Source organism: Streptococcus sp. V940, assembly GCF_054353495.1.
In genome coordinates this window covers 905409-923836 of record NZ_JBTHHZ010000001.1, presented here as the reverse complement: position 1 = coordinate 923836, position 18428 = coordinate 905409, and the positions used below count along the sequence as shown (strand labels likewise).

Below are 18428 nucleotides of genomic sequence, written 5' to 3'. Positions count from 1 at the left end.
TTTCTGCTAGTTTATTTCATGGATGTGAATCCAATATTTAAAAAATAACCAATGAATTTTTTTAATATTGGATTCGCTTCTGAAGAAAACTAAAAATAGAAGTGCAATATATTAAAAAAGACATAATGATTGTCATAGATTAAGTATTAATATACCAAACACACTAATTTTAGCACTAACGTATACATTAGTCAACGAAATAGATGCAAATTTCCTATAAATTTTGGTGTTTTTTGACTTGTTTTGACAAAATCCCAAAACAGGCTTAAAATATGGAATTTCTAGGCGTCCACAAAACCATTTTCTTATTATTTGAGTTCAAAAAGACAAAAATTGTATAAATGAACTTTCAAAGCTTTTTTCTGACTAAAAATATGATAAAATAGGTATGTTTGAACTAGAGCATTCGCTCAGAAATTTAGAATAGGAGAATATGATGCAAGCAGTAGAACATTATATCGAAACATTTGTTCCTGAACATTATGATTTATTTTTAGACTTGAGTCGTGAGACCAAGACGTTTTCAGGAAAAGTAACCATTACTGGTCAAGCTAAAAGTGACCGTATTTCCCTTCACCAAAAAGATTTGGAGATTTCTTCAGTTGAAGTAGCAGGTCAAGCTCGTCCATTTACAGTTGATAACGAAAACGAAGCCCTTCATATCGAACTTGCAGAAGCAGGTTCAGTTGAATTGGTTATTGCTTTTTCAGGTAAAATCACAGACAACATGACGGGGATCTATCCATCATACTACACAGTTGATGGAGTTAAGAAGGAAGTCTTGTCGACTCAGTTTGAGAGCCACTTTGCCCGTGAAGCCTTCCCATGTGTGGATGAGCCAGAAGCTAAAGCAACCTTTGACCTAGCTCTTCGTTTTGACCAAGCAGATGGCGAACTTGCCTTGTCAAACATGCCTGAGATTGACGTTGAAAATCGCAAAGAAACTGGCATCTGGAAGTTTGAAACTACACCTCGTATGTCTTCTTACTTGCTAGCTTTCGTAGCTGGTGATTTGCAAGGGGTAACTGCTACAACTAAAAATGGTACCTTGGTAGGTGTATACTCAACCAAGGCCCATCCACTTTCAAACCTTGATTTCTCACTAGACATCGCTGTTCGTTCTATCGAATTTTACGAAGACTACTACGGAGTTAAGTACCCAATTCCTCAATCTCTTCATATCGCCCTTCCTGACTTCTCAGCAGGTGCTATGGAAAACTGGGGTCTTGTGACTTACCGTGAAGTTTACTTGGTTGTAGATGAGAACTCTACCTTTGCCAGCCGTCAACAAGTAGCTCTTGTCATTGCCCATGAGCTTGCTCACCAATGGTTCGGTAACCTTGTGACCATGAAGTGGTGGGATGACCTGTGGCTCAACGAAAGCTTCGCTAACATGATGGAATACGTCTGTGTGGATGCCATCGAGCCAAGCTGGAATATCTTTGAAGACTTCCAAACAAGTGGAGTACCAGCCGCTCTTAAACGTGATGCGACAGACGGCGTTCAGTCTGTCCACGTCGAAGTTAAACATCCAGATGAAATCAATACGCTCTTTGACTCTGCAATCGTTTATGCCAAAGGAAGCCGTCTCATGCACATGCTTCGTCGTTGGCTAGGAGATGCTGATTTTGCTAAAGGTTTGCATGCTTACTTTGAAAAACATCAGTACGGAAACACTATTGGTCGTGATCTTTGGAATGCACTTGGACAAACATCTGGTCGAGATGTTGCAGCCTTCATGGATTCTTGGTTGGAGCAACCTGGATATCCAGTTTTGACTGTCACTGTTGAAAATGATGTTTTGAAGATTTCGCAAAAACAATTCTTCATCGGTGAGCATGAAGACAAGAACCGTCTTTGGGTAGTACCCCTTAACAGCAACTGGAAAGGCCTACCAGATACTCTCGAAACTGAAAGTATCGAAATTCCAGGTTATGCTGCGCTTCTTGCTGAAAATGAAGGAGCTCTTCGTCTCAACACTGAAAATACTGCCCACTACATCACTGACTATCAAGGTGAATTACTGGAAGCTATCCTTTCAGAATTGGTTGAACTTGATAACACAAGTAAGCTTCAAATCGTCCAAGAACGTCGTTTACTTGCTGAAGCAGGACATGTATCATATGCTGACTTGTTGCCAGTACTTGATAAACTAGCTAAGGAAGAGTCTTACCTGGTTGTTGCTGCAGTTTCTCAAGTGATTTCTGCCCTTGAGCGCTTTATCGACGAAGGAACAGAAACTGAGAAATCCTTTAATACTCTGGTTGCTAAATTGGCCCGTCATAATTATGAACGCCTTGGCTTTGAAGCAAAAGACGGAGAATCAGATGAGGATGAATTGGTTCGTCAATTAACCATTTCTATGATGATTCGTTCAAATGATGAAGAAGCTAGTCAGGTAGCAAGTCAAATCTTTGCAGCCCATAAAGAAAATCTTGCAGGACTTCCAGCAGCTATTCGTTCTCAAGTCCTCATCAATGAGATTAAACACAATGAGACTAAGGACTTGGTTGCAACTTACCTAGATCTATACACTCATGCAACAGATGCAGTTTTCAAACGTCAATTAGCAGCTGCGCTTGCATACAGTACAGACGCAGAAAATATCCAAACTCTTCTCGCAACTTGGAAGGACAAATTTGTCGTCAAGCCACAAGACCTTTCTTCATGGTATCTCCAATTCCTCGGACACCAAGCTACCCAAGAAACTGTTTGGGTTTGGGCTCGTGAAAACTGGGATTGGATCAAGGCAGCCCTTGGTGGAGATATGAGCTTTGACAGCTTTGTCATCTTCCCATCACACATCTTTAAAACAGAACAACGTTTGGCAGAGTATAAGGCCTTCTTTGAACCACAACTTTCTGACCTCGCTCTTAGCCGTAACATCCGCATGGGTATCAAGGATATCGCGGCTCGCGTTGAATTGATTAAACGTGAGAAAGCAGCAGTTGAAGCAGTTGTTGCACAATATGGTAAGGCTTAACACATTCAAGTCTAAATAGATAATAAAAACTCAACTTTTTCCTAGAAAAACAAGGAAAGTTGAGTTTTTTTTAAGATATTTTTGTTATAATAAGCTTAATAAGGAGGAATTTTTGATGATCAAAATTCTATTAGTGGAAGATGACCTAGGCCTGTCAAATTCAGTCTTTGATTTTTTGGATGATTTTGCAGATGTCATGCAGGTGTTTGATGGCGAAGAAGGTCTCTACGAGGCTGAAAGTGGCGTCTATGACTTGATTCTATTGGACTTGATGTTACCAGAGAAAAATGGTTTCCAAGTTTTAAAAGAACTACGTGAAAAAGGTATTTCAACTCCAGTTCTGATCATGACGGCTAAGGAAAGTCTTGATGACAAAGGACATGGGTTTGAGCTGGGAGCAGATGATTATCTAACTAAACCATTTTATCTAGAAGAACTCAAGATGCGTATTCAGGCCCTTCTCAAACGCTCAGGGAAATTTAACGAAAATACCTTATCATACGGTGACTTGACAGTCAATCTATCTACCAATGAAGTAAAGGTAAAGGATGTCTCTGTTGAGCTACTCGGTAAAGAATTTGAACTCTTGGTCTATTTCCTCCAAAACCAAAATGTCATCTTACCAAAAACTCAAATCTTTGACCGTTTATGGGGATTTGACAGTGACACAACTATTTCCGTTGTGGAAGTTTATGTATCAAAAGTTCGTAAGAAATTGAAAGGTTCAGCCTTTGCTGAAAATCTCCAAACTTTGCGTAGTGTTGGGTATATTTTAAAACATGTTTAAGAAATTAAGAAAGAATTGGTACGCAGAGGATTTCAGTTACTTTATCCGTAATTTTGGTGTTTTCACGCTGATTTTCTCTGCCATGACCTTGATTATCCTGCAGGTTATGCACTCCAGTCTCTACACATCAGTGGATGAGAAACTGCTATCTCTCAGTAAAAATCCTCAGGATATTATTCAATTGGCGGTCAATCGCGCAACTGAAGACGTAAAGGATTTGGGTAGTGGCAGTGTCACTTCAGCTTCTGATAAAAAACCAAATGTGAGTTCCAATACTGAAGTGATCTTGCTCGATTCAAATTTGAATCAATTAGTGACTGGAAATCGCTTTTTAGGATTAGACAGAATCACTTTTAATAAAAAGGATCTAAACCATATTCGTCAACTTCATGTTGTGAATAGTTACGGTCAGGATGAGATTTATCGAGTTGTCCTGACAGAAATGAATATTGATTCGGTCTCGACCAATATCAAGTATGCTGCTATCCTGATTAACACAAGCCAACTAGAGCAGATTAGTCAAAACCACGAACAGTTAATCGTGGTGGTGATGGCAAGTTTTTGGATTCTATCTATCTTGGCTAGTCTCTATCTTGCTCGTGTCAGTGTGAAGCCCTTGCTTGAAAGTATGCAAAAGCAGCAGAGCTTTGTAGAAAATGCCAGTCATGAATTACGGACGCCGTTAGCAGTTCTTCAAAACCGTTTGGAAACTCTTTTTAGAAAACCAGAAGCGACTATTCTGGAGTCCAGTGAGAGCATTGCTTCGAGTTTGGAAGAAGTTCGAAATATGCGTTTTTTAACAACCAATCTTCTCAATCTGGCACGTAGGGATGATGGAATCAAGCCAGAGTTCGGAGAAGTAGATCCCGACTTCTTTAATACGACCTTTACCAACTATGAAATGATTGCATCTGAGAATAATCGTGCCTTTCGTTTCGAGAATCATGTTCATCGAACCATCATCACTGATAAACTCCTTCTCAAGCAATTGATGACCATTCTGTTTGACAATGCGGTCAAGTATACAGAAGAAGAAGGAGAAATCTATTTTGAGATTTCAACGACAGAGCGCAGCCTCTATCTAAAGGTAGCGGATAATGGTATCGGTATTTCTGCAGCCGATAAAAAGAAAATCTTTGATCGTTTTTATCGTGTTGATAAGGCTCGGACACGTCAAAAGGGTGGTTTCGGATTAGGCTTGTCTTTGGCGAAGCAAATCGTCGATGCCCTCAAAGGCTCTATTAGTGTTAAAGATAACAAACCTAACGGAACAATTTTTGAAGTCAAGATAGCTATCTCAACACCATCAAGACGAAAGAATAAATAAAAAAACCTTCGATTCATCGAAGGTTTTTATTTGAATTTTTTCTTGATAAAGGTGCGCTGCAATTGTAAAGCGACAAGACTGAGGCCGATAGCCAAAGCAAATGATAAAACAGTGTTCAATTTTAGCGATAAGAACATAAAACTAAAGATAGCTAAAAAGATGCAGAAGCAAGCAATATTTACAAAAAATAGGACTTCCTTTACACTAGCAACAGAAGTATTTTCTGGAACATAATCTTGAAACTGAGCAGTTTTTATACTTTCTTGTTCGAACTCATACGGGTGTAGTTTTCTTGCGGGCATATTTCTCTCCTTAACAGTACATTACTATTTTATCATTTTTTAAAGAGAGAATTATTACAGGATTGTTACAAATTGCATAAAATCTGTTATCAAGGGAAATTTCAGTTTTCTTGACATGCTGATGGGAAAATGATAGGATGAGTAAACCGTTTAAACTTTATTATTTTTCTCTTATTTCAATGAGGGGAAATTTGATGATTAAAACGAATAAAAATCATACACAGATGCAAATAAATTCAATTTTGAAGTAAGGACAGGATTCTTTTAAATTGATTCTAGTTGTTCATGACGAGATAGTTTTCTATCTTTAGTGCTATGGTAAAGAGGAGATTTGTTCCCTCGACAACAGAATACTTAAAGGAGATTGGCATGTATCTTGCTATCAAAGATATTTTACAGAATAAACTGCGTTACAGTTTAATTCTAATAACCATTTTTCTCATTGCTTTTATGGTCTTTTTTATGACCAGTTTGGCTCTCGGGCTTGTTCGAAATAACAGGGCTGCTATTGATAATTGGCAAGCAACAGGAGTTGTGCTATCCGATTATGCAAATGATAATTTAACTGCATCCTTTATACCAGAAAAAGACTACAAAGATAAAGTGTCTAAGGATGCTGTTCCTCTAAGCTACATGTTTGCGGTGACAAACCTTGTTAATAGTAGTGACAAGATGAATGTCTCTATTTTTGGTCAAGAGTGGGACAGCTTTATCTCGCCAACCTTGATTGAAGGTCGTTACCCAGAAAATGACCAAGAAGTGGTAGTGGATCAGTCTTTTGAAAATAACGCCATCAAACTCGGGGACGCTATTCAACTCAACGGAAGTGAGACAAGTTTTAAGATTGTAGGTTTGACCAGAGAAAATAAATTTTTCACGGAACCTGTTGTCTTTACAAGTTTAACAACGTATTGGGATTTACAAGGAACAACAAAAGGCAATCGTTCGATCTCTGCATTGGTATTGCAAAATGATGTAGAAGTGACTGGCGATGGTTTGAAGCAGATTTCTATTCAAAAAATGATTTCGAAAATTCCTGGCTATACCCCTCAAGTCAATGTATTCTCAGGAATGATTCTAGCTATGATTGTCATTACAGGTCTGATTGTTGGCATTTTTATCTACATCATTACTATTCAAAAATTAGGCCTCTATGGAATTATGCGAGCGCAAGGGATTCAGATAAAATCCATCGTATGGTCCCTTTTCTGTCAAATCTTTCTTTTATCTGGTTTGGGTATAGGATTGGCTTTGTTAGCCATTTGGGCTGTCATTTTAGTCTTACCTGCAACCTTCTTTTTCTACCCTAGCTGGTTGGCATACTTTGTCTTAAGCCTGGTCATTTGCTTGATGGCACTACTAGGTGGTGTCATTTCGCTTCCGCGTCTACTTAAAGTGGATCCAATTACAGCGATTGCAGAATGATAAGGAGAATGATATGACGACATTAATTGAGATGATTCAAGTGACAAAAACTTATGGCGAAGGCAATACGAAAGTTACAGCTCTCCATGAGACCAATTTTCAGCTAAACGCTGGGGAATTTGTAGCGATTGTGGGGCCTTCTGGATCAGGTAAAACTACTTTTTTAACAACTCTAGGACAACTTCAGGAAGCTTCAAGTGGAAAGATTCTGGTGAAGGGAAAAGAGACTGGTCATTTATCTGAAAAAGAAAAAACGGATTTGCGCTTTAGTGAATTTGGTTTTATCCTCCAGGCTTCAAATCTGATTCCCTTTTTAACGGTTAAGGAGCAATTAGATTTAATTGACCGTTTGGATAAAAAGAAATCAGAAAAAAGTGATAGACAAGAGTTATTTAGTTTGTTGGATTTGGGAAAGGTTCAAAATCACTATCCCAAAGCTCTCTCTGGTGGTGAACGCCAACGAGCTGCAATTGCTAGAGCCCTTTATAATAATCCTAGTATCGTGCTTGCAGATGAGCCGACTGCTAGCTTGGATACACAACGTGCTTATCAAGTGACGGATATGCTGGCCTCAATTGCCCATGAGCAAGGCAGGGGAGTTGTCATGATTACACATGATACTCGCTTACTAGATAAGGTTGACCGTGTTTATGTGATGAATGACGGACGACTTGTTGAAAAGGCACAAGCATAAATCTAAAAAGTGAACTGTTATTGATACGGTTCACTTTTTTTAAAATTTGGACTAATAAGACCCACTTTTCTATATAGCTGATTTTTTGGAAATGTGGTATAATTTTCTCTATGGAAAAGATTATCATTACAGCAACTGCTGAAAGTATTGAACAAGTAAAACAGCTACTTGAAGCTGGTGTCGACCGCATTTATGTCGGTGAGAAAGATTTTGGTCTTCGTTTGCCAACTACCTTTAGTCATGAAGAATTGCGTGAAATCGCAAAAATTGTTCATGATGCCGGTAAGGAATTAATCGTTGCGGTTAATGCTCTTATGCACCAAGACATGATGGACCGTATCAAGCCATTCTTGGACTTTTTAGAAGAAATCAAAACGGACTATATCACAGTTGGGGACGCAGGTGTCTTTTATGTGGTTAACCGTGATAACTATTCTTTCAAAACGATTTACGATGCCTCAACCATGGTCACAAGCAGTCGTCAGATTAACTTCTGGGGACAAAAAGCAGGAGCGTCAGAAGCAGTTTTGGCGCGTGAAATCCCATCTGCAGAACTTTTCAAAATGCCTGAAATTTTAGAAATTCCTGCTGAGGTCTTGGTATACGGTGCTAGTGTCATCCACCATTCGAAGCGTCCACTCTTGCAAAACTACTATAATTTCACACAGATTGATGATGAAAAATCTCGTCAACGTGACTTGTTTTTAGCTGAGCCAAGTGATCCAGAGAGCCATTACTCTATTTTTGAAGACAATCATGGGACTCATATCTTTGCTAACAATGACCTTGATTTGATGACCAAGTTGACTGAACTAGTAGAACATGGATTTACCCACTGGAAACTGGAAGGTCTCTACACTCCAGGCCAAAACTTTGTAGAAATTGCAAAACTCTTTATCCAAGCGCGTAATTTGATTCAAGAGGGTAACTTTACACACGACCAAGCCTTCTTGCTTGATGAAGAAGTTCGCAAACTCCATCCTAAAAATCGTTTCTTGGATACTGGATTTTACGACTATGACCCTGATATGGTTAAATAAACATCACAAAACCCGAAATAAAATGTTCGGGTTTTTCTAGTGTAAGGATGAATTTGAAGCGTATTCATGATATAATAGAAGTAGCTCTATTTGGAGGTGTATAAGTGGAAAATCTGAAAAAAATGGCAGGGATTAAAGCTGCCGAGTTCGTCAAAGATGGTATGGTTGTCGGGCTTGGAACAGGCTCAACTGCCTACTATTTCGTAGAAGAAATAGGTCGTCGTATCAAGGAAGAGGGCTTACAGATTACAGCTGTAACGACTTCTAGTGTGACCAGCAAGCAGGCAGAAGGACTCAATATTCCTCTTAAGTCTATTGATCAAGTAGACTTTGTAGACCTGACAGTTGATGGTGCAGATGAAGTAGACAGTCAGTTTAACGGCATCAAAGGCGGTGGTGGGGCCCTTCTCATGGAAAAGGTTGTCGCAACTCCATCTAAAGAATATATCTGGGTAGTTGATGAAAGTAAGCTAGTAGAGAAACTCGGTGCCTTTAAATTACCAGTAGAGGTTGTTCAATATGGTGCCGAACAGGTATTTCGTCGATTTGAACGAGCTGGCTATAAACCGAGCTTCCGCGAAAAGGATGGCCAACGTTTTGTGACGGATATGCAAAACTTTATCATCGATTTGGCCTTGGAAGTGATAGAAGACCCAATTGCTCTTGGACAAGAATTGGATCATGTCGTTGGTGTCGTTGAGCACGGCTTGTTTAACCAAATGGTGGATAAGGTCATCGTTGCTGGACAAGAGGGCGTTCAGATTTTAACTTCAACAAAAGCAAAATAATCAAAATAAAAAGGAGACACACTATGCCAAAATTTAATCGTATTCACTTGGTGGTACTAGATTCTGTAGGAATTGGTGCAGCACCAGATGCACATAACTTTGTCAACGCTGGTGTTCCTGATGGTGCATCAGACACGCTTGGACACATTTCAAAATCAGTAGGTTTGAATGTTCCAAATATGGCAAAACTTGGTCTTGGGAACATTCCTCGGGAAACACCATTGAAGACAGTTCCAGCTGAGAGCAATCCAACAGGTTATGCAACTAAGCTAGAAGAGGTATCTCTAGGTAAAGATACCATGACTGGTCACTGGGAAATCATGGGACTTAATATCACTGAACCTTTCGATACTTTCTGGAATGGATTCCCAGAGGAAATCCTTACTAAAATCGAAGAATTTTCAGGTCGCAAGGTCATCCGCGAAGCCAACAAACCATACTCAGGAACAGCTGTCATCGATGACTTTGGACCACGCCAAATGGAAACTGGCGAGTTGATTATCTATACATCAGCTGACCCAGTTCTTCAAATCGCAGCTCACGAAGATATCATTCCTTTGGATGAACTCTACCGTATCTGTGAATACGCTCGTTCAATTACCCTTGAGCGCCCAGCTCTTCTAGGACGTATCATTGCTCGTCCTTATGTTGGTGAGCCTGGAAACTTCACTCGTACGGCTAACCGTCGTGACTTGGCTGTATCTCCATTTGCTCCAACTGTTTTGGACAAATTGAATGAAGCAGGTATTGATACATATGCGGTTGGTAAGATTAACGATATCTTCAACGGTGCTGGTATCAACCACGATATGGGCCATAACAAATCAAATAGCCACGGTATAGATACCTTGATTAAGACCATGGGACTTCCTGAGTTCCAAGAAGGCTTCTCATTTACCAACTTGGTAGACTTTGATGCTCTTTACGGACACCGTCGCAATGCGCACGGATACCGTGATTGTTTGCATGAGTTTGATGAGCGCTTGCCAGAAATCATGGCAGCAATGAGAGAAGACGATCTTCTTTTGATTACTGCTGACCACGGAAATGACCCAACCTATGCTGGTACTGACCATACTCGTGAATATATTCCACTTTTGGCATACAGTCCATCCTTTAAAGGCAATGGATTAATTCCAGTTGGACACTTCGCCGATATATCAGCAACGATTGCAGAGAACTTTGGTGTTGAAAAAGCCATGATCGGTGAAAGTTTCTTAGATAAATTAGTTTAAGATGATTCGCTACGCTCTACTTGTTAGAGGTATTAATGTCGGTGGAAAGAATAAGGTTGTCATGGCTCAGCTGCGTCAAGAATTGACGGAGTTGGGATTAGAAAATGTAGAAACCTACATCAATAGTGGCAATATTTTCTTTAATAGCATTGTGCCTAGAACTAAACTAATAGAGAAATTACAGGCTTTCTTTGAAAGACGTTATCCATTTATCCAGAGTTTTTCCTTGTTGTCTCACGAAGACTATGAAAAGGAGCTTAGAAATCTTCCTGATTGGTGGACCAAAGACCTAGCTCGAAAAGATGTGCTCTTTTACACTGAGGGCTTGAATGTGGATCAAGTCATCGAGAAAGTGAACAGTTTGGAATTGGTCGATGAAGTGCTTCATTTTGGGAAATTAGGGATCTTCTGGGGTAAATTGTCAGAAGCTAGCTACTCTAAAACAGCCTATCACAAGCACTTGCTTAAGATGCCTTTCTATCGTAATATTACCATTCGTAACGCTAATACCTTTGACAAAATTGGTCAATTTTTAAAACATAAAGAAGGAGATACCTAATGACATTATTAAATAAAATCAATGAAACAGCAGCATTTTTGAAGGGCAAAGGAATCGAAGCTCCTGAGTTCGGTTTGATCCTTGGTTCAGGTCTTGGAGAATTGGCTGAAGAAATCGAAAATGCAGTCGTAGTAGACTACTCTGACATTCCAAACTGGGGTCAATCCACAGTAGTCGGACATGCTGGTAAATTGGTTTATGGTGATCTTGCTGGACGTAAAGTCTTGGTTCTTCAAGGTCGTTTCCATTTCTATGAAGGAAATCCTCTTGAAGTCGTGACTTTCCCAGTACGTGTGATGAAAGTTCTTGGATGCGAAGGTGTCATTGTAACCAATGCAGCTGGAGGTATTGGATTTGGGCCTGGTACCTTGATGGCTATCTCAGACCATATCAATATGACGGGGCAAAACCCATTGATGGGTGAAAACTTGGATGATTTTGGTCCACGTTTCCCAGATATGTCTAAAGCCTACACTCCAGAATATCGTGCTACTGCCCATGAAGTGGCTAAGAAACTTGGTATCAAGCTTGATGAAGGTGTCTATATTGGTGTAACAGGTCCGACTTATGAAACCCCAGCAGAAATTCGTGCCTATAAGACATTGGGAGCAGATGCAGTTGGTATGTCTACTGTTCCTGAAGTTATTGTGGCAGCCCACTCAGGCATAAAAGTTCTAGGAATTTCATGTATCACTAACCATGCTGCTGGTTTCCAAGAAGAACTCAACCACGAAGAAGTAGTGGAAGTGACAGAACGCGTCAAAGGCGACTTCAAAGGATTGCTGAAAGCGATTCTTGCTGAATTATAATCATGGTACATGAGTTGAGGAGGAGTCTTCAGAAGATCCCATATAACCTCAAATTAGTTCTAGCGGTCATCATGCTAGGGCTAGTTACAGGTATATTCGGAATTTTGCTCCATTATCTTTTAGAGCTGGTTGAAGGGATTGCTTTTGGTCAGACAGAACATAACACTGGATTCTTGACAGATGGGGTTGCCTCATCACGAATAGGCTTCAGTTTAATCATCGTGGGTGTCAGTTCTGCTTTGGTCTGGTATTTCTTGCAAAGAAAAGCAAAGATTTTTTCCATCAAAGCGCAGATGAAAGATGAAACATCACAATACAAACTTCATTTTTTAAAACAGCTAGTTCATTCAATTTGGCAGATTGTTGCAGTTGGAGGAGGAGCGCCTATCGGTAAGGAAGCTGCGCCGCGGGAGATTGGAGCTTTATTTGCAAGACCTATTGCCAATATTTTTTCTCTCTCCGTGAAGGACCAAATCTTTCTCATTGCCTGTGGAGCGGGTGCGGGTTTAGCAGCTGTCTATCAGGTTCCGTTAACGAGTGTGTTTTTCACTTTTGAAACCTTGGGAATTGCTTTATCTGTCAAACGTTTTTTCCTGGTCGGTCTGACTACATATGTATCAGCCTTTACAGCAGGCTTTGTTGTTTCAGATCATGCTCTCTACCAGATTCCAGCCATGACTTGGCCACTAGGTGATATGTGGCTTGTTCCCCTATTAGTTCTTTTCCTGACTCCACTCGCTTGGCTTTTTAGTCGCTTCAACAAACAAGTTTCTTCAAAGAGAATAAAGGACAAGCGGATACTCTATACTCTGCCGGTAACATTCCTTTTCCTTGTTGGATTGGCTAGCTATTTTCCTCATCTACTTGGTAATGGGCGTATGATGGCTCAGGAGATTTTAAACGGCAGTAATGCCAAGACGGTAATCCTCGTGTTTGTCTTGAAAGCCTTGGTCGTTTTAGTTACCCTTTGGGCAGGTACCTATGGTGGGACCTTGACCCCATCTTTTGCCTTGGGAATGGCAGGAGCTGCACTCTTGACCATGATTTTAGGTAGCGGCAACCAGCCGGCAGTCTTACTATTAGGTTCGGTTTGCTTTTTAGCTGTGACCTTGAAGGCACCTCTGTCTGCAACTGGATTGGTGATGGGGTTCACTGGTCAATCATTAGAGGCTATACCTTTTCTTATGGTGACTGCTTACTTGGCATTTAGTTTTGCTAAAATGCTGGACCGAATCCCTTGGGAGAAATACTTACGACCAAAGATAAGGATAATAGAAAATTAATAAGAATACTCTAGTTTTTCTAATCCAAAATATATTTTAAATTTATAATCAATATCATTTAATAAAGAAAGGTAGAGCGTGTGTTCAGATTTGAACACGAGCGGAAAGCTTTTCTAATTACTCAATAAAAAAGAAAGGATGGGTTAATCGTATTCGCAGAACTGAATACGGGCGGCTCTCCTCTAAATCAAAATTAATAAAGAAAGGAATAGAACCCACCCTAAAAGCAGTGGGAAAAAGATAGTTGGTCTAGCGAGCATCGCTCACTGCGCCCAACTCCTATTTTCCCTTCGCTTTTTGACGGGTTTGGTATCTTATATTATGTCTATCCATATTGCTGCTAAGCAAGGTGAAATTGCTGATAAAATTCTTCTTCCTGGGGATCCTCTTCGTGCGAAATTTATCGCTGAGAATTTTCTTGAAGATGCTGTTTGCTTTAACGAAGTCCGTAACATGTTTGGTTACACAGGTACTTACAAGGGTCACCGTGTTTCTGTCATGGGAACTGGGATGGGGATGCCATCCATCTCTATTTATGCGCGCGAGTTGATTGTTGACTACGGAGTGAAGAAATTGATCCGTGTAGGAACGGCTGGATCTTTGAATGAGGATGTTCATGTCCGTGAATTGGTCTTGGCTCAAGCAGCTGCAACCAACTCAAACATTATCCGTAACGATTGGCCTCAATACGATTTTCCACAAATCGCTAGCTTTGATCTTTTAGATAAGGCTTACCATATTGCCAAAGACCTTGGTATGACTACTCACGTCGGAAATGTCTTGTCATCAGACGTTTTCTATTCAAACTATGGTGAAAAGAACATCGAGCTTGGTAAATGGGGTGTGAAAGCTGTAGAAATGGAAGCAGCAGCCCTCTACTATCTTGCTGCCCAACACCACGTCGATGCTCTAGCTATTATGACCATTTCTGATAGCTTGGTTAATCCAGATGAAGATACAACTGCAGAGGAACGTCAAAATACCTTCACCGATATGATGAAGGTTGGTCTAGAGACTTTAATTGCAGAATAAGAAAAAAGGTTTCCTTAACAGGAAACCTCTTTTTTATGAAGAAAGCCATCTAGTTCTTTTTGATTAGTGATTATGGTTACCTTGTCTGCATAGTCTGAACAGATCTGTTGATAATGGTCTTTGTGAGAAGAGTTACGTCCATCCCAAAGAATCCAGCGGATAAACTCCCAGTCAAAACGTTCAGGACAACCGTCTGCCATACTTTCTCTAACTTTTCCTCTGTATCTTAGATAGCGTTTAAAGGCTCTTGCTAAACAATTCCATGCTGAGAAGTTTAAAAAGATAATCTGATCAGCTTGCTCCATTCTTTCCTCGTAGCAACACCACCTATAGTTGCCGTCGATAACCCAATCCTCATGTTTAGAAAGGAAAGTCTTCATCTCCTTTAACATCCAATCGTGGTCGCTATCTTGCCACCCAGGCTGAAATTGCAATCGGTCTATATGGAGTTTAGGAATGGAGTAGTAGCTGGAAAGTTTTTCTGCCAGAGTAGATTTACCTGAGCCTGAATATCCTATAATAGCAATTTTCATGATAACCTCCAGAAAAATGTGTACAAAAAAAGCTCCGAAGAGCTCATTTTGTATCCAGTTAAAGATTAACCAAGTTTAGCTGCAAGACGTGCTTTATCACGGTTAGCTTTATTCTTGTGGATCAAACCTTTAGTTTCTGCTTTATCGATGGCTGAGCTAGCAGCACGGTAAAGTTCTTCAGATGGGTTTGCTTCAAAAGCTTTGATAGCAGTACGCATAGCTGATTTTTGAGCTGAGTTCTTTTCGTTTTGTTTAACGTTCAATTCAGCGCGTTTGATAGCTGATTTAATGTTTGCCAATGTTCTTACCTCCATATTTACTAACTATACCATTATATCTGAAAACTGTTATTTTGACAAGGGGAAATCACTTTTTTAAATAAATTTCATCAATTTCATGATTTTTAGATTTATGAAGAATGACTTCAGCCCGATTTCTTGTCGGTTCGATGTAGTTTTGTAGATTGGTCAAATTAATACTTGTCCAAACCTGATGGGCAAAATCTTTGACTTCACTAATTGGTTGCTGAGTGAAACGATAGTAATAGTTGTTTGGATCATCTTGTGCAAAGCTAAGAAGTTTCAAAAAACGGTCCAAATACCAGCTCTCGATATCCTCGACTGCAGCATCTACATAGATTGAAAAATCGAAGAAGTCTGTAATATAAAGACGGCTGTTATGTGGTGTTTGAAAGACGTTGATACCTTCTACAATGACAAAATCCGCTGCTTGAACTCTTTGTGTTTTATCAGGTACGATATCGTAGATTTCGTGAGAATAAACGGGGATATCTACATCCTGACCGTTTTTTAGTTGGTCAAGGAAATCGAGCAAGCTTTCCATATCATAACTCTCAGGGAAACCTTTTCGGTTTAGGATATTTCGCTCATTTAAGATGCTGTTAGGATACAGAAAGCCATCAGTTGTCACTAATTCAACACTTGCTTCTGGAAAAATACGGGAAAGCAAAATTTGTAAGAGTCGGCTAGTAGTTGATTTGCCAACAGCGACACTACCTGAAATTCCGATAATAAAAGGCTGATTTTTACTCTCTCTCTGGAGAAAAATCCCTTTTGAAAAAGCTAGGTCTTCTTTGGAGCGTTTGTAGATTTGAATCAGATGAGCTAGCGGCAGGTAAATATCTGTTACATCTTGGAGGCTAATCTGGTCATTAAAACTCTTAATCGAATCCAATTCCTCCTCGGTTAAAGGAGGTGTAGTTTTACGATGTAAAGATTGCCAAGTTCCGCGACTGATTTTTTCATAATGTATAAATTCGTTGGTCATAAAATTTCCTCGTTTGATACCTCAGTATACCATAATTTACAAAGAAAGACATCTGAATCATTTGAGAAAAAGCGCTTTCTTTGTTAGAATAGAGGTAGAATAAACATCAAAAGAGGTGATGTTATGAGAGTAGAAATAAGTGATAAAATACTAAAACTAAGTTGTTTACTTGTTGCTATTTTGTGGTTGTCTCCAACATTGATTGAGTTTACTGTGAGTTTAGGAAGTCAAACCTATAGTTGGTCTGCCTTTGTCTTGTTATTCTTGCTACCAATTATTGGTTTTATTTATTTGATTCTCGCCATTTTAACAAAAAAATGGTGGCTGATATTGATTGGTCTAGCTTGTCTATTTTCATTTTTTATTAGTATGTTCCTAGGTTATCTCTTCTTAGGGCCTTAGATGGTATAGACCGTGTAAACGATTTAAAATATCTAAATTTTATGGTAAAATGAAACTATGAGTAAAATGTATTATGCAGAAAATCCAGATGCAGCCCATGATGTTCATGAACTTAGAGTTGAGCTACTTGGGCAAAAGATGACCTTTTTGACAGATGCTGGTGTCTTTAGCAAAAAAATGATTGATTTCGGAAGTCAGCTGTTGTTAGGATGCCTGGATATCGAAAAAAATGAAAAAATCCTTGATGTTGGTTGTGGCTATGGTCCCATCGGCTTGTCTTTGGTTAAAGCTTATGGTGCCCAAGCGACCATGGTGGATATCAATAATCGTGCCCTGGATTTAGCCCAGCAAAATGCAGTAAAAAACAATGTTCAAGCGACTATCTTCCAGTCCAATATTTATGAGCAGGTAGAAGGTCAATTCGATCATGTCATTTCGAATCCGCCCATTCGTGCAGGCAAGCAGGTCGTTCATGAAATCATCGAGAACAGTATTGATTATCTTAAGGATGGTGGAGATTTGACCATTGTCATCCAGAAAAAACAAGGAGCCCCTAGTGCCAAAAACAAGATGGAAGAAGTCTTTGGTAATTGTGAGGTCGTGAAGAAAGACAAGGGATATTATATCCTTAGAAGTGTGAAAGAATGAGAGCAGTAGATCTAATCCAGAAAAAAAGAGACGGTCAAGAACTAACCTCAAGTGAAATCAAATGGCTGGTAGAAGGCTATGTAGCTGGAACTGTTCCAGATTATCAAATGTCTGCTTTTGCTATGGCTGTTTATTTTAAAGGCATGACCACACGTGAGATTTCTGATTTGACTATGAACATGGTCAAGACAGGTCAGGAGTTTGATTTGTCTGCTATAGATGGTGTCAAGGTTGATAAACACTCCACCGGGGGAGTAGGAGATAAGGTTACCTTGATTTTAGCTCCATTAGTCGCTAGTTTTGACGTACCAGTTGCCAAGATGAGTGGCAGAGGTCTAGGGCACACTGGAGGTACTATCGATAAATTAGAATCTATCAAAGGTTTTCAAGTCGAACGCAGTCAGGATGACTTTATCAAACAGGTTCAGGATATCGGGGTTTCAGTGATTGGTCAATCTGACCAACTAGTCAAAGCGGATAAACTGCTCTATGCACTGCGAGATGTGACAGCAACGGTTGATACTATTCCACTGATTGCTAGTTCTGTCATGAGTAAAAAGATTGCAGCTGGAGCGGATGCTATTTTGCTGGATGTTACTGTCGGTGAAGGTGCCTTTATGAAGACAGTTGACGAGGCGCGTGAACTGGCTCAAACCATGGTGAATCTCGGGAAAGCTGTTGGTCGCAAGACAGTAGCAGTCATTACGGATATGAGTCAACCTCTAGGGCGCGCAATCGGTAACCGATTAGAAATCCTAGAAGCATTGGATATTCTTCAAGGAAAAGGACGACAAGATATTAGCCACTTTATCTGTGAGTTAGCCCAGATTATGCTATCTTTGGCAAATGTTGAAAAAACAGTCGAGGAAGTAAGGCAACATCTTGAAAATGGTCAGGCACTCAAGAAATTTGAAGAGATGGTTCTAGCTCAGGGTGGAAACCTAGAGGACCTCTATCGTCCAGTAAAAGTTGACCATGTAATTGATATTCCTGCTCAAGAGGATGGTATTATCGCAGAACTTCCAGCCATGGAGTTCGGTCTTTTCGCTATGAGATTAGGTGCTGGTCGTGCAGTCAAAACAGATGCTCTTGATTATGAAACAGGAATTGTTTTTGAGAAGAAAGTTGGAGAATCAGTCAAAAAAGGTGAAATTGTCGCAAAAGTATATGCAAATGGCAAAATTTCTCCGGAACTAGTTACAGATTTCCAAAAATATGTTAAAATTAAAATGAGTGATGAAACGCTAAAAATGCGTGAAATCATCGAAATCATCTCCTAATTTAAGGAAAATCC

Annotated in this window: 19 protein-coding genes; 15 read left to right on the top strand and 4 right to left on the bottom strand. The window is 39.7% G+C overall.

Annotated elements, in window-relative coordinates:
- Positions 1–436 precede the first annotated feature (436 nt).
- From ACXYSM_RS04695 to ACXYSM_RS04685, 3 genes are all read left to right on the top strand, one after another.
- Positions 437–2983 (top strand): M1 family metallopeptidase, encoded by a 2547-nt coding sequence (locus ACXYSM_RS04695; protein ID WP_458634705.1) that lies wholly within the window; start codon positions 437–439, stop codon positions 2981–2983.
- 115 nt (positions 2984–3098) lie between these two features.
- Complete coding sequence (locus tag ACXYSM_RS04690; protein ID WP_458634527.1) at positions 3099–3770, top strand: response regulator transcription factor; 672 nt, start codon at positions 3099–3101, stop codon at positions 3768–3770.
- A complete protein-coding gene (locus tag ACXYSM_RS04685; protein WP_458634526.1) occupies positions 3763–5097 on the top strand; it encodes a sensor histidine kinase in 1335 nt (444 codons plus the stop codon). Before ACXYSM_RS04690 ends, ACXYSM_RS04685 begins: the two co-directional genes overlap by 8 nt.
- Positions 5098–5123: 26 nt before the next feature.
- Here ACXYSM_RS04685 and ACXYSM_RS04680 read toward each other — a convergent pair whose 3' ends face one another.
- Positions 5124–5399, bottom strand: coding sequence for a DUF3270 family protein (locus ACXYSM_RS04680; RefSeq protein ID WP_458634525.1), 276 nt, complete (start codon positions 5397–5399; stop codon positions 5124–5126).
- Positions 5400–5768: 369 nt separating this feature from the next.
- Between ACXYSM_RS04680 and ACXYSM_RS04675 the strand changes: the two genes are divergently transcribed.
- From ACXYSM_RS04675 to deoD, 9 genes are all read left to right on the top strand, one after another.
- Positions 5769–6824, top strand: coding sequence for an ABC transporter permease (locus ACXYSM_RS04675; RefSeq protein ID WP_458634524.1), 1056 nt, complete (start codon positions 5769–5771; stop codon positions 6822–6824).
- Between the two features lie 13 nt (positions 6825–6837).
- Positions 6838–7518, top strand: a complete 681-nt coding sequence (locus ACXYSM_RS04670) for an ABC transporter ATP-binding protein (RefSeq protein WP_458634523.1) — start codon at positions 6838–6840, stop codon at positions 7516–7518.
- Positions 7519–7628: 110 nt separating this feature from the next.
- Positions 7629–8558 carry a peptidase U32 family protein gene (locus ACXYSM_RS04665; protein WP_004253128.1) on the top strand — a complete coding sequence of 310 codons (930 nt, stop codon included), beginning with the start codon at positions 7629–7631 and terminating at the stop codon, positions 8556–8558.
- A gap of 104 nt (positions 8559–8662) precedes the next feature.
- Positions 8663–9346 carry a ribose-5-phosphate isomerase RpiA gene (gene rpiA, locus ACXYSM_RS04660; RefSeq protein WP_074324207.1) on the top strand — a complete coding sequence of 228 codons (684 nt, stop codon included), beginning with the start codon at positions 8663–8665 and terminating at the stop codon, positions 9344–9346.
- A 23-nt stretch (positions 9347–9369) separates the two neighbouring features.
- Positions 9370–10581, top strand: coding sequence for a phosphopentomutase (locus ACXYSM_RS04655; RefSeq protein WP_414312006.1), 1212 nt, complete (start codon positions 9370–9372; stop codon positions 10579–10581).
- Between the two features lies 1 nt (position 10582).
- Positions 10583–11140: a DUF1697 domain-containing protein gene (locus ACXYSM_RS04650; RefSeq protein WP_458634522.1), complete on the top strand. Its 558-nt coding sequence runs from the start codon at positions 10583–10585 to the stop codon at positions 11138–11140.
- A complete protein-coding gene (locus ACXYSM_RS04645) occupies positions 11140–11949 on the top strand; it encodes a purine-nucleoside phosphorylase (RefSeq protein ID WP_458634521.1) in 810 nt (269 codons plus the stop codon). The genes ACXYSM_RS04650 and ACXYSM_RS04645 overlap by 1 nt, the downstream gene beginning before the upstream one ends.
- A 2-nt stretch (positions 11950–11951) precedes the next feature.
- Positions 11952–13232 carry a chloride channel protein gene (locus tag ACXYSM_RS04640; protein ID WP_458634520.1) on the top strand — a complete coding sequence of 427 codons (1281 nt, stop codon included), beginning with the start codon at positions 11952–11954 and terminating at the stop codon, positions 13230–13232.
- A gap of 321 nt (positions 13233–13553) precedes the next feature.
- On the top strand, positions 13554–14264 hold the full coding sequence (deoD, locus tag ACXYSM_RS04635) for a purine-nucleoside phosphorylase (protein WP_247912553.1): 711 nt from the start codon (positions 13554–13556) through the stop codon (positions 14262–14264).
- Positions 14265–14278: 14 nt separating this feature from the next.
- Here deoD and ACXYSM_RS04630 read toward each other — a convergent pair whose 3' ends face one another.
- From ACXYSM_RS04630 to coaA, 3 genes are all read right to left on the bottom strand, one after another.
- Complete coding sequence (locus ACXYSM_RS04630; protein WP_458634519.1) at positions 14279–14797, bottom strand: DNA topology modulation protein; 519 nt, start codon at positions 14795–14797, stop codon at positions 14279–14281.
- A 65-nt stretch (positions 14798–14862) separates the two neighbouring features.
- On the bottom strand, positions 14863–15111 hold the full coding sequence (gene rpsT, locus ACXYSM_RS04625; RefSeq protein ID WP_029689886.1) for a 30S ribosomal protein S20: 249 nt from the start codon (positions 15109–15111) through the stop codon (positions 14863–14865).
- A 52-nt stretch (positions 15112–15163) separates the two neighbouring features.
- Positions 15164–16084, bottom strand: a complete 921-nt coding sequence (coaA, locus tag ACXYSM_RS04620; RefSeq protein ID WP_006148720.1) for a type I pantothenate kinase — start codon at positions 16082–16084, stop codon at positions 15164–15166.
- Positions 16085–16207: 123 nt separating this feature from the next.
- Between coaA and ACXYSM_RS04615 the strand changes: the two genes are divergently transcribed.
- Genes ACXYSM_RS04615 through ACXYSM_RS04605 form a run of 3 tightly spaced genes read left to right on the top strand, consistent with a single transcriptional unit; the run spans position 16208 to position 18414 of the window.
- Positions 16208–16486 carry a 1,4-dihydroxy-2-naphthoate prenyltransferase gene (locus ACXYSM_RS04615; protein WP_458634518.1) on the top strand — a complete coding sequence of 93 codons (279 nt, stop codon included), beginning with the start codon at positions 16208–16210 and terminating at the stop codon, positions 16484–16486.
- A gap of 57 nt (positions 16487–16543) precedes the next feature.
- Entirely contained in the window at positions 16544–17134 is a 591-nt protein-coding gene (locus ACXYSM_RS04610; protein ID WP_458634517.1) for a class I SAM-dependent methyltransferase, read from the top strand.
- Positions 17131–18414: a pyrimidine-nucleoside phosphorylase gene (locus tag ACXYSM_RS04605; RefSeq protein ID WP_458634516.1), complete on the top strand. Its 1284-nt coding sequence runs from the start codon at positions 17131–17133 to the stop codon at positions 18412–18414. Before ACXYSM_RS04610 ends, ACXYSM_RS04605 begins: the two co-directional genes overlap by 4 nt.
- Positions 18415–18428: the final 14 nt, after the last annotated feature.

Coding starts and splice junctions, on each gene's coding strand:
- ACXYSM_RS04675 (WP_458634524.1), top strand. CDS start 5,769: ATGTATCTTGCTATCAAAGATATTTTACAGAATAAACTGCGTTACAGT.
- ACXYSM_RS04650 (WP_458634522.1), top strand. CDS start 10,583: ATGATTCGCTACGCTCTACTTGTTAGAGGTATTAATGTCGGTGGAAAG.
- ACXYSM_RS04685 (WP_458634526.1), top strand. CDS start 3,763: ATGTTTAAGAAATTAAGAAAGAATTGGTACGCAGAGGATTTCAGTTAC.
- ACXYSM_RS04665 (WP_004253128.1), top strand. CDS start 7,629: ATGGAAAAGATTATCATTACAGCAACTGCTGAAAGTATTGAACAAGTA.
- ACXYSM_RS04610 (WP_458634517.1), top strand. CDS start 16,544: ATGAGTAAAATGTATTATGCAGAAAATCCAGATGCAGCCCATGATGTT.
- ACXYSM_RS04630 (WP_458634519.1), bottom strand. CDS start 14,797: ATGAAAATTGCTATTATAGGATATTCAGGCTCAGGTAAATCTACTCTG.
- ACXYSM_RS04680 (WP_458634525.1), bottom strand. CDS start 5,399: ATGCCCGCAAGAAAACTACACCCGTATGAGTTCGAACAAGAAAGTATA.
- ACXYSM_RS04690 (WP_458634527.1), top strand. CDS start 3,099: ATGATCAAAATTCTATTAGTGGAAGATGACCTAGGCCTGTCAAATTCA.
- deoD (WP_247912553.1), top strand. CDS start 13,554: ATGTCTATCCATATTGCTGCTAAGCAAGGTGAAATTGCTGATAAAATT.
- ACXYSM_RS04605 (WP_458634516.1), top strand. CDS start 17,131: ATGAGAGCAGTAGATCTAATCCAGAAAAAAAGAGACGGTCAAGAACTA.
- ACXYSM_RS04670 (WP_458634523.1), top strand. CDS start 6,838: ATGACGACATTAATTGAGATGATTCAAGTGACAAAAACTTATGGCGAA.
- ACXYSM_RS04645 (WP_458634521.1), top strand. CDS start 11,140: ATGACATTATTAAATAAAATCAATGAAACAGCAGCATTTTTGAAGGGC.
- ACXYSM_RS04615 (WP_458634518.1), top strand. CDS start 16,208: ATGAGAGTAGAAATAAGTGATAAAATACTAAAACTAAGTTGTTTACTT.
- ACXYSM_RS04655 (WP_414312006.1), top strand. CDS start 9,370: ATGCCAAAATTTAATCGTATTCACTTGGTGGTACTAGATTCTGTAGGA.
- rpsT (WP_029689886.1), bottom strand. CDS start 15,111: ATGGAGGTAAGAACATTGGCAAACATTAAATCAGCTATCAAACGCGCT.
- ACXYSM_RS04695 (WP_458634705.1), top strand. CDS start 437: ATGCAAGCAGTAGAACATTATATCGAAACATTTGTTCCTGAACATTAT.
- ACXYSM_RS04640 (WP_458634520.1), top strand. CDS start 11,952: ATGGTACATGAGTTGAGGAGGAGTCTTCAGAAGATCCCATATAACCTC.
- coaA (WP_006148720.1), bottom strand. CDS start 16,084: ATGACCAACGAATTTATACATTATGAAAAAATCAGTCGCGGAACTTGG.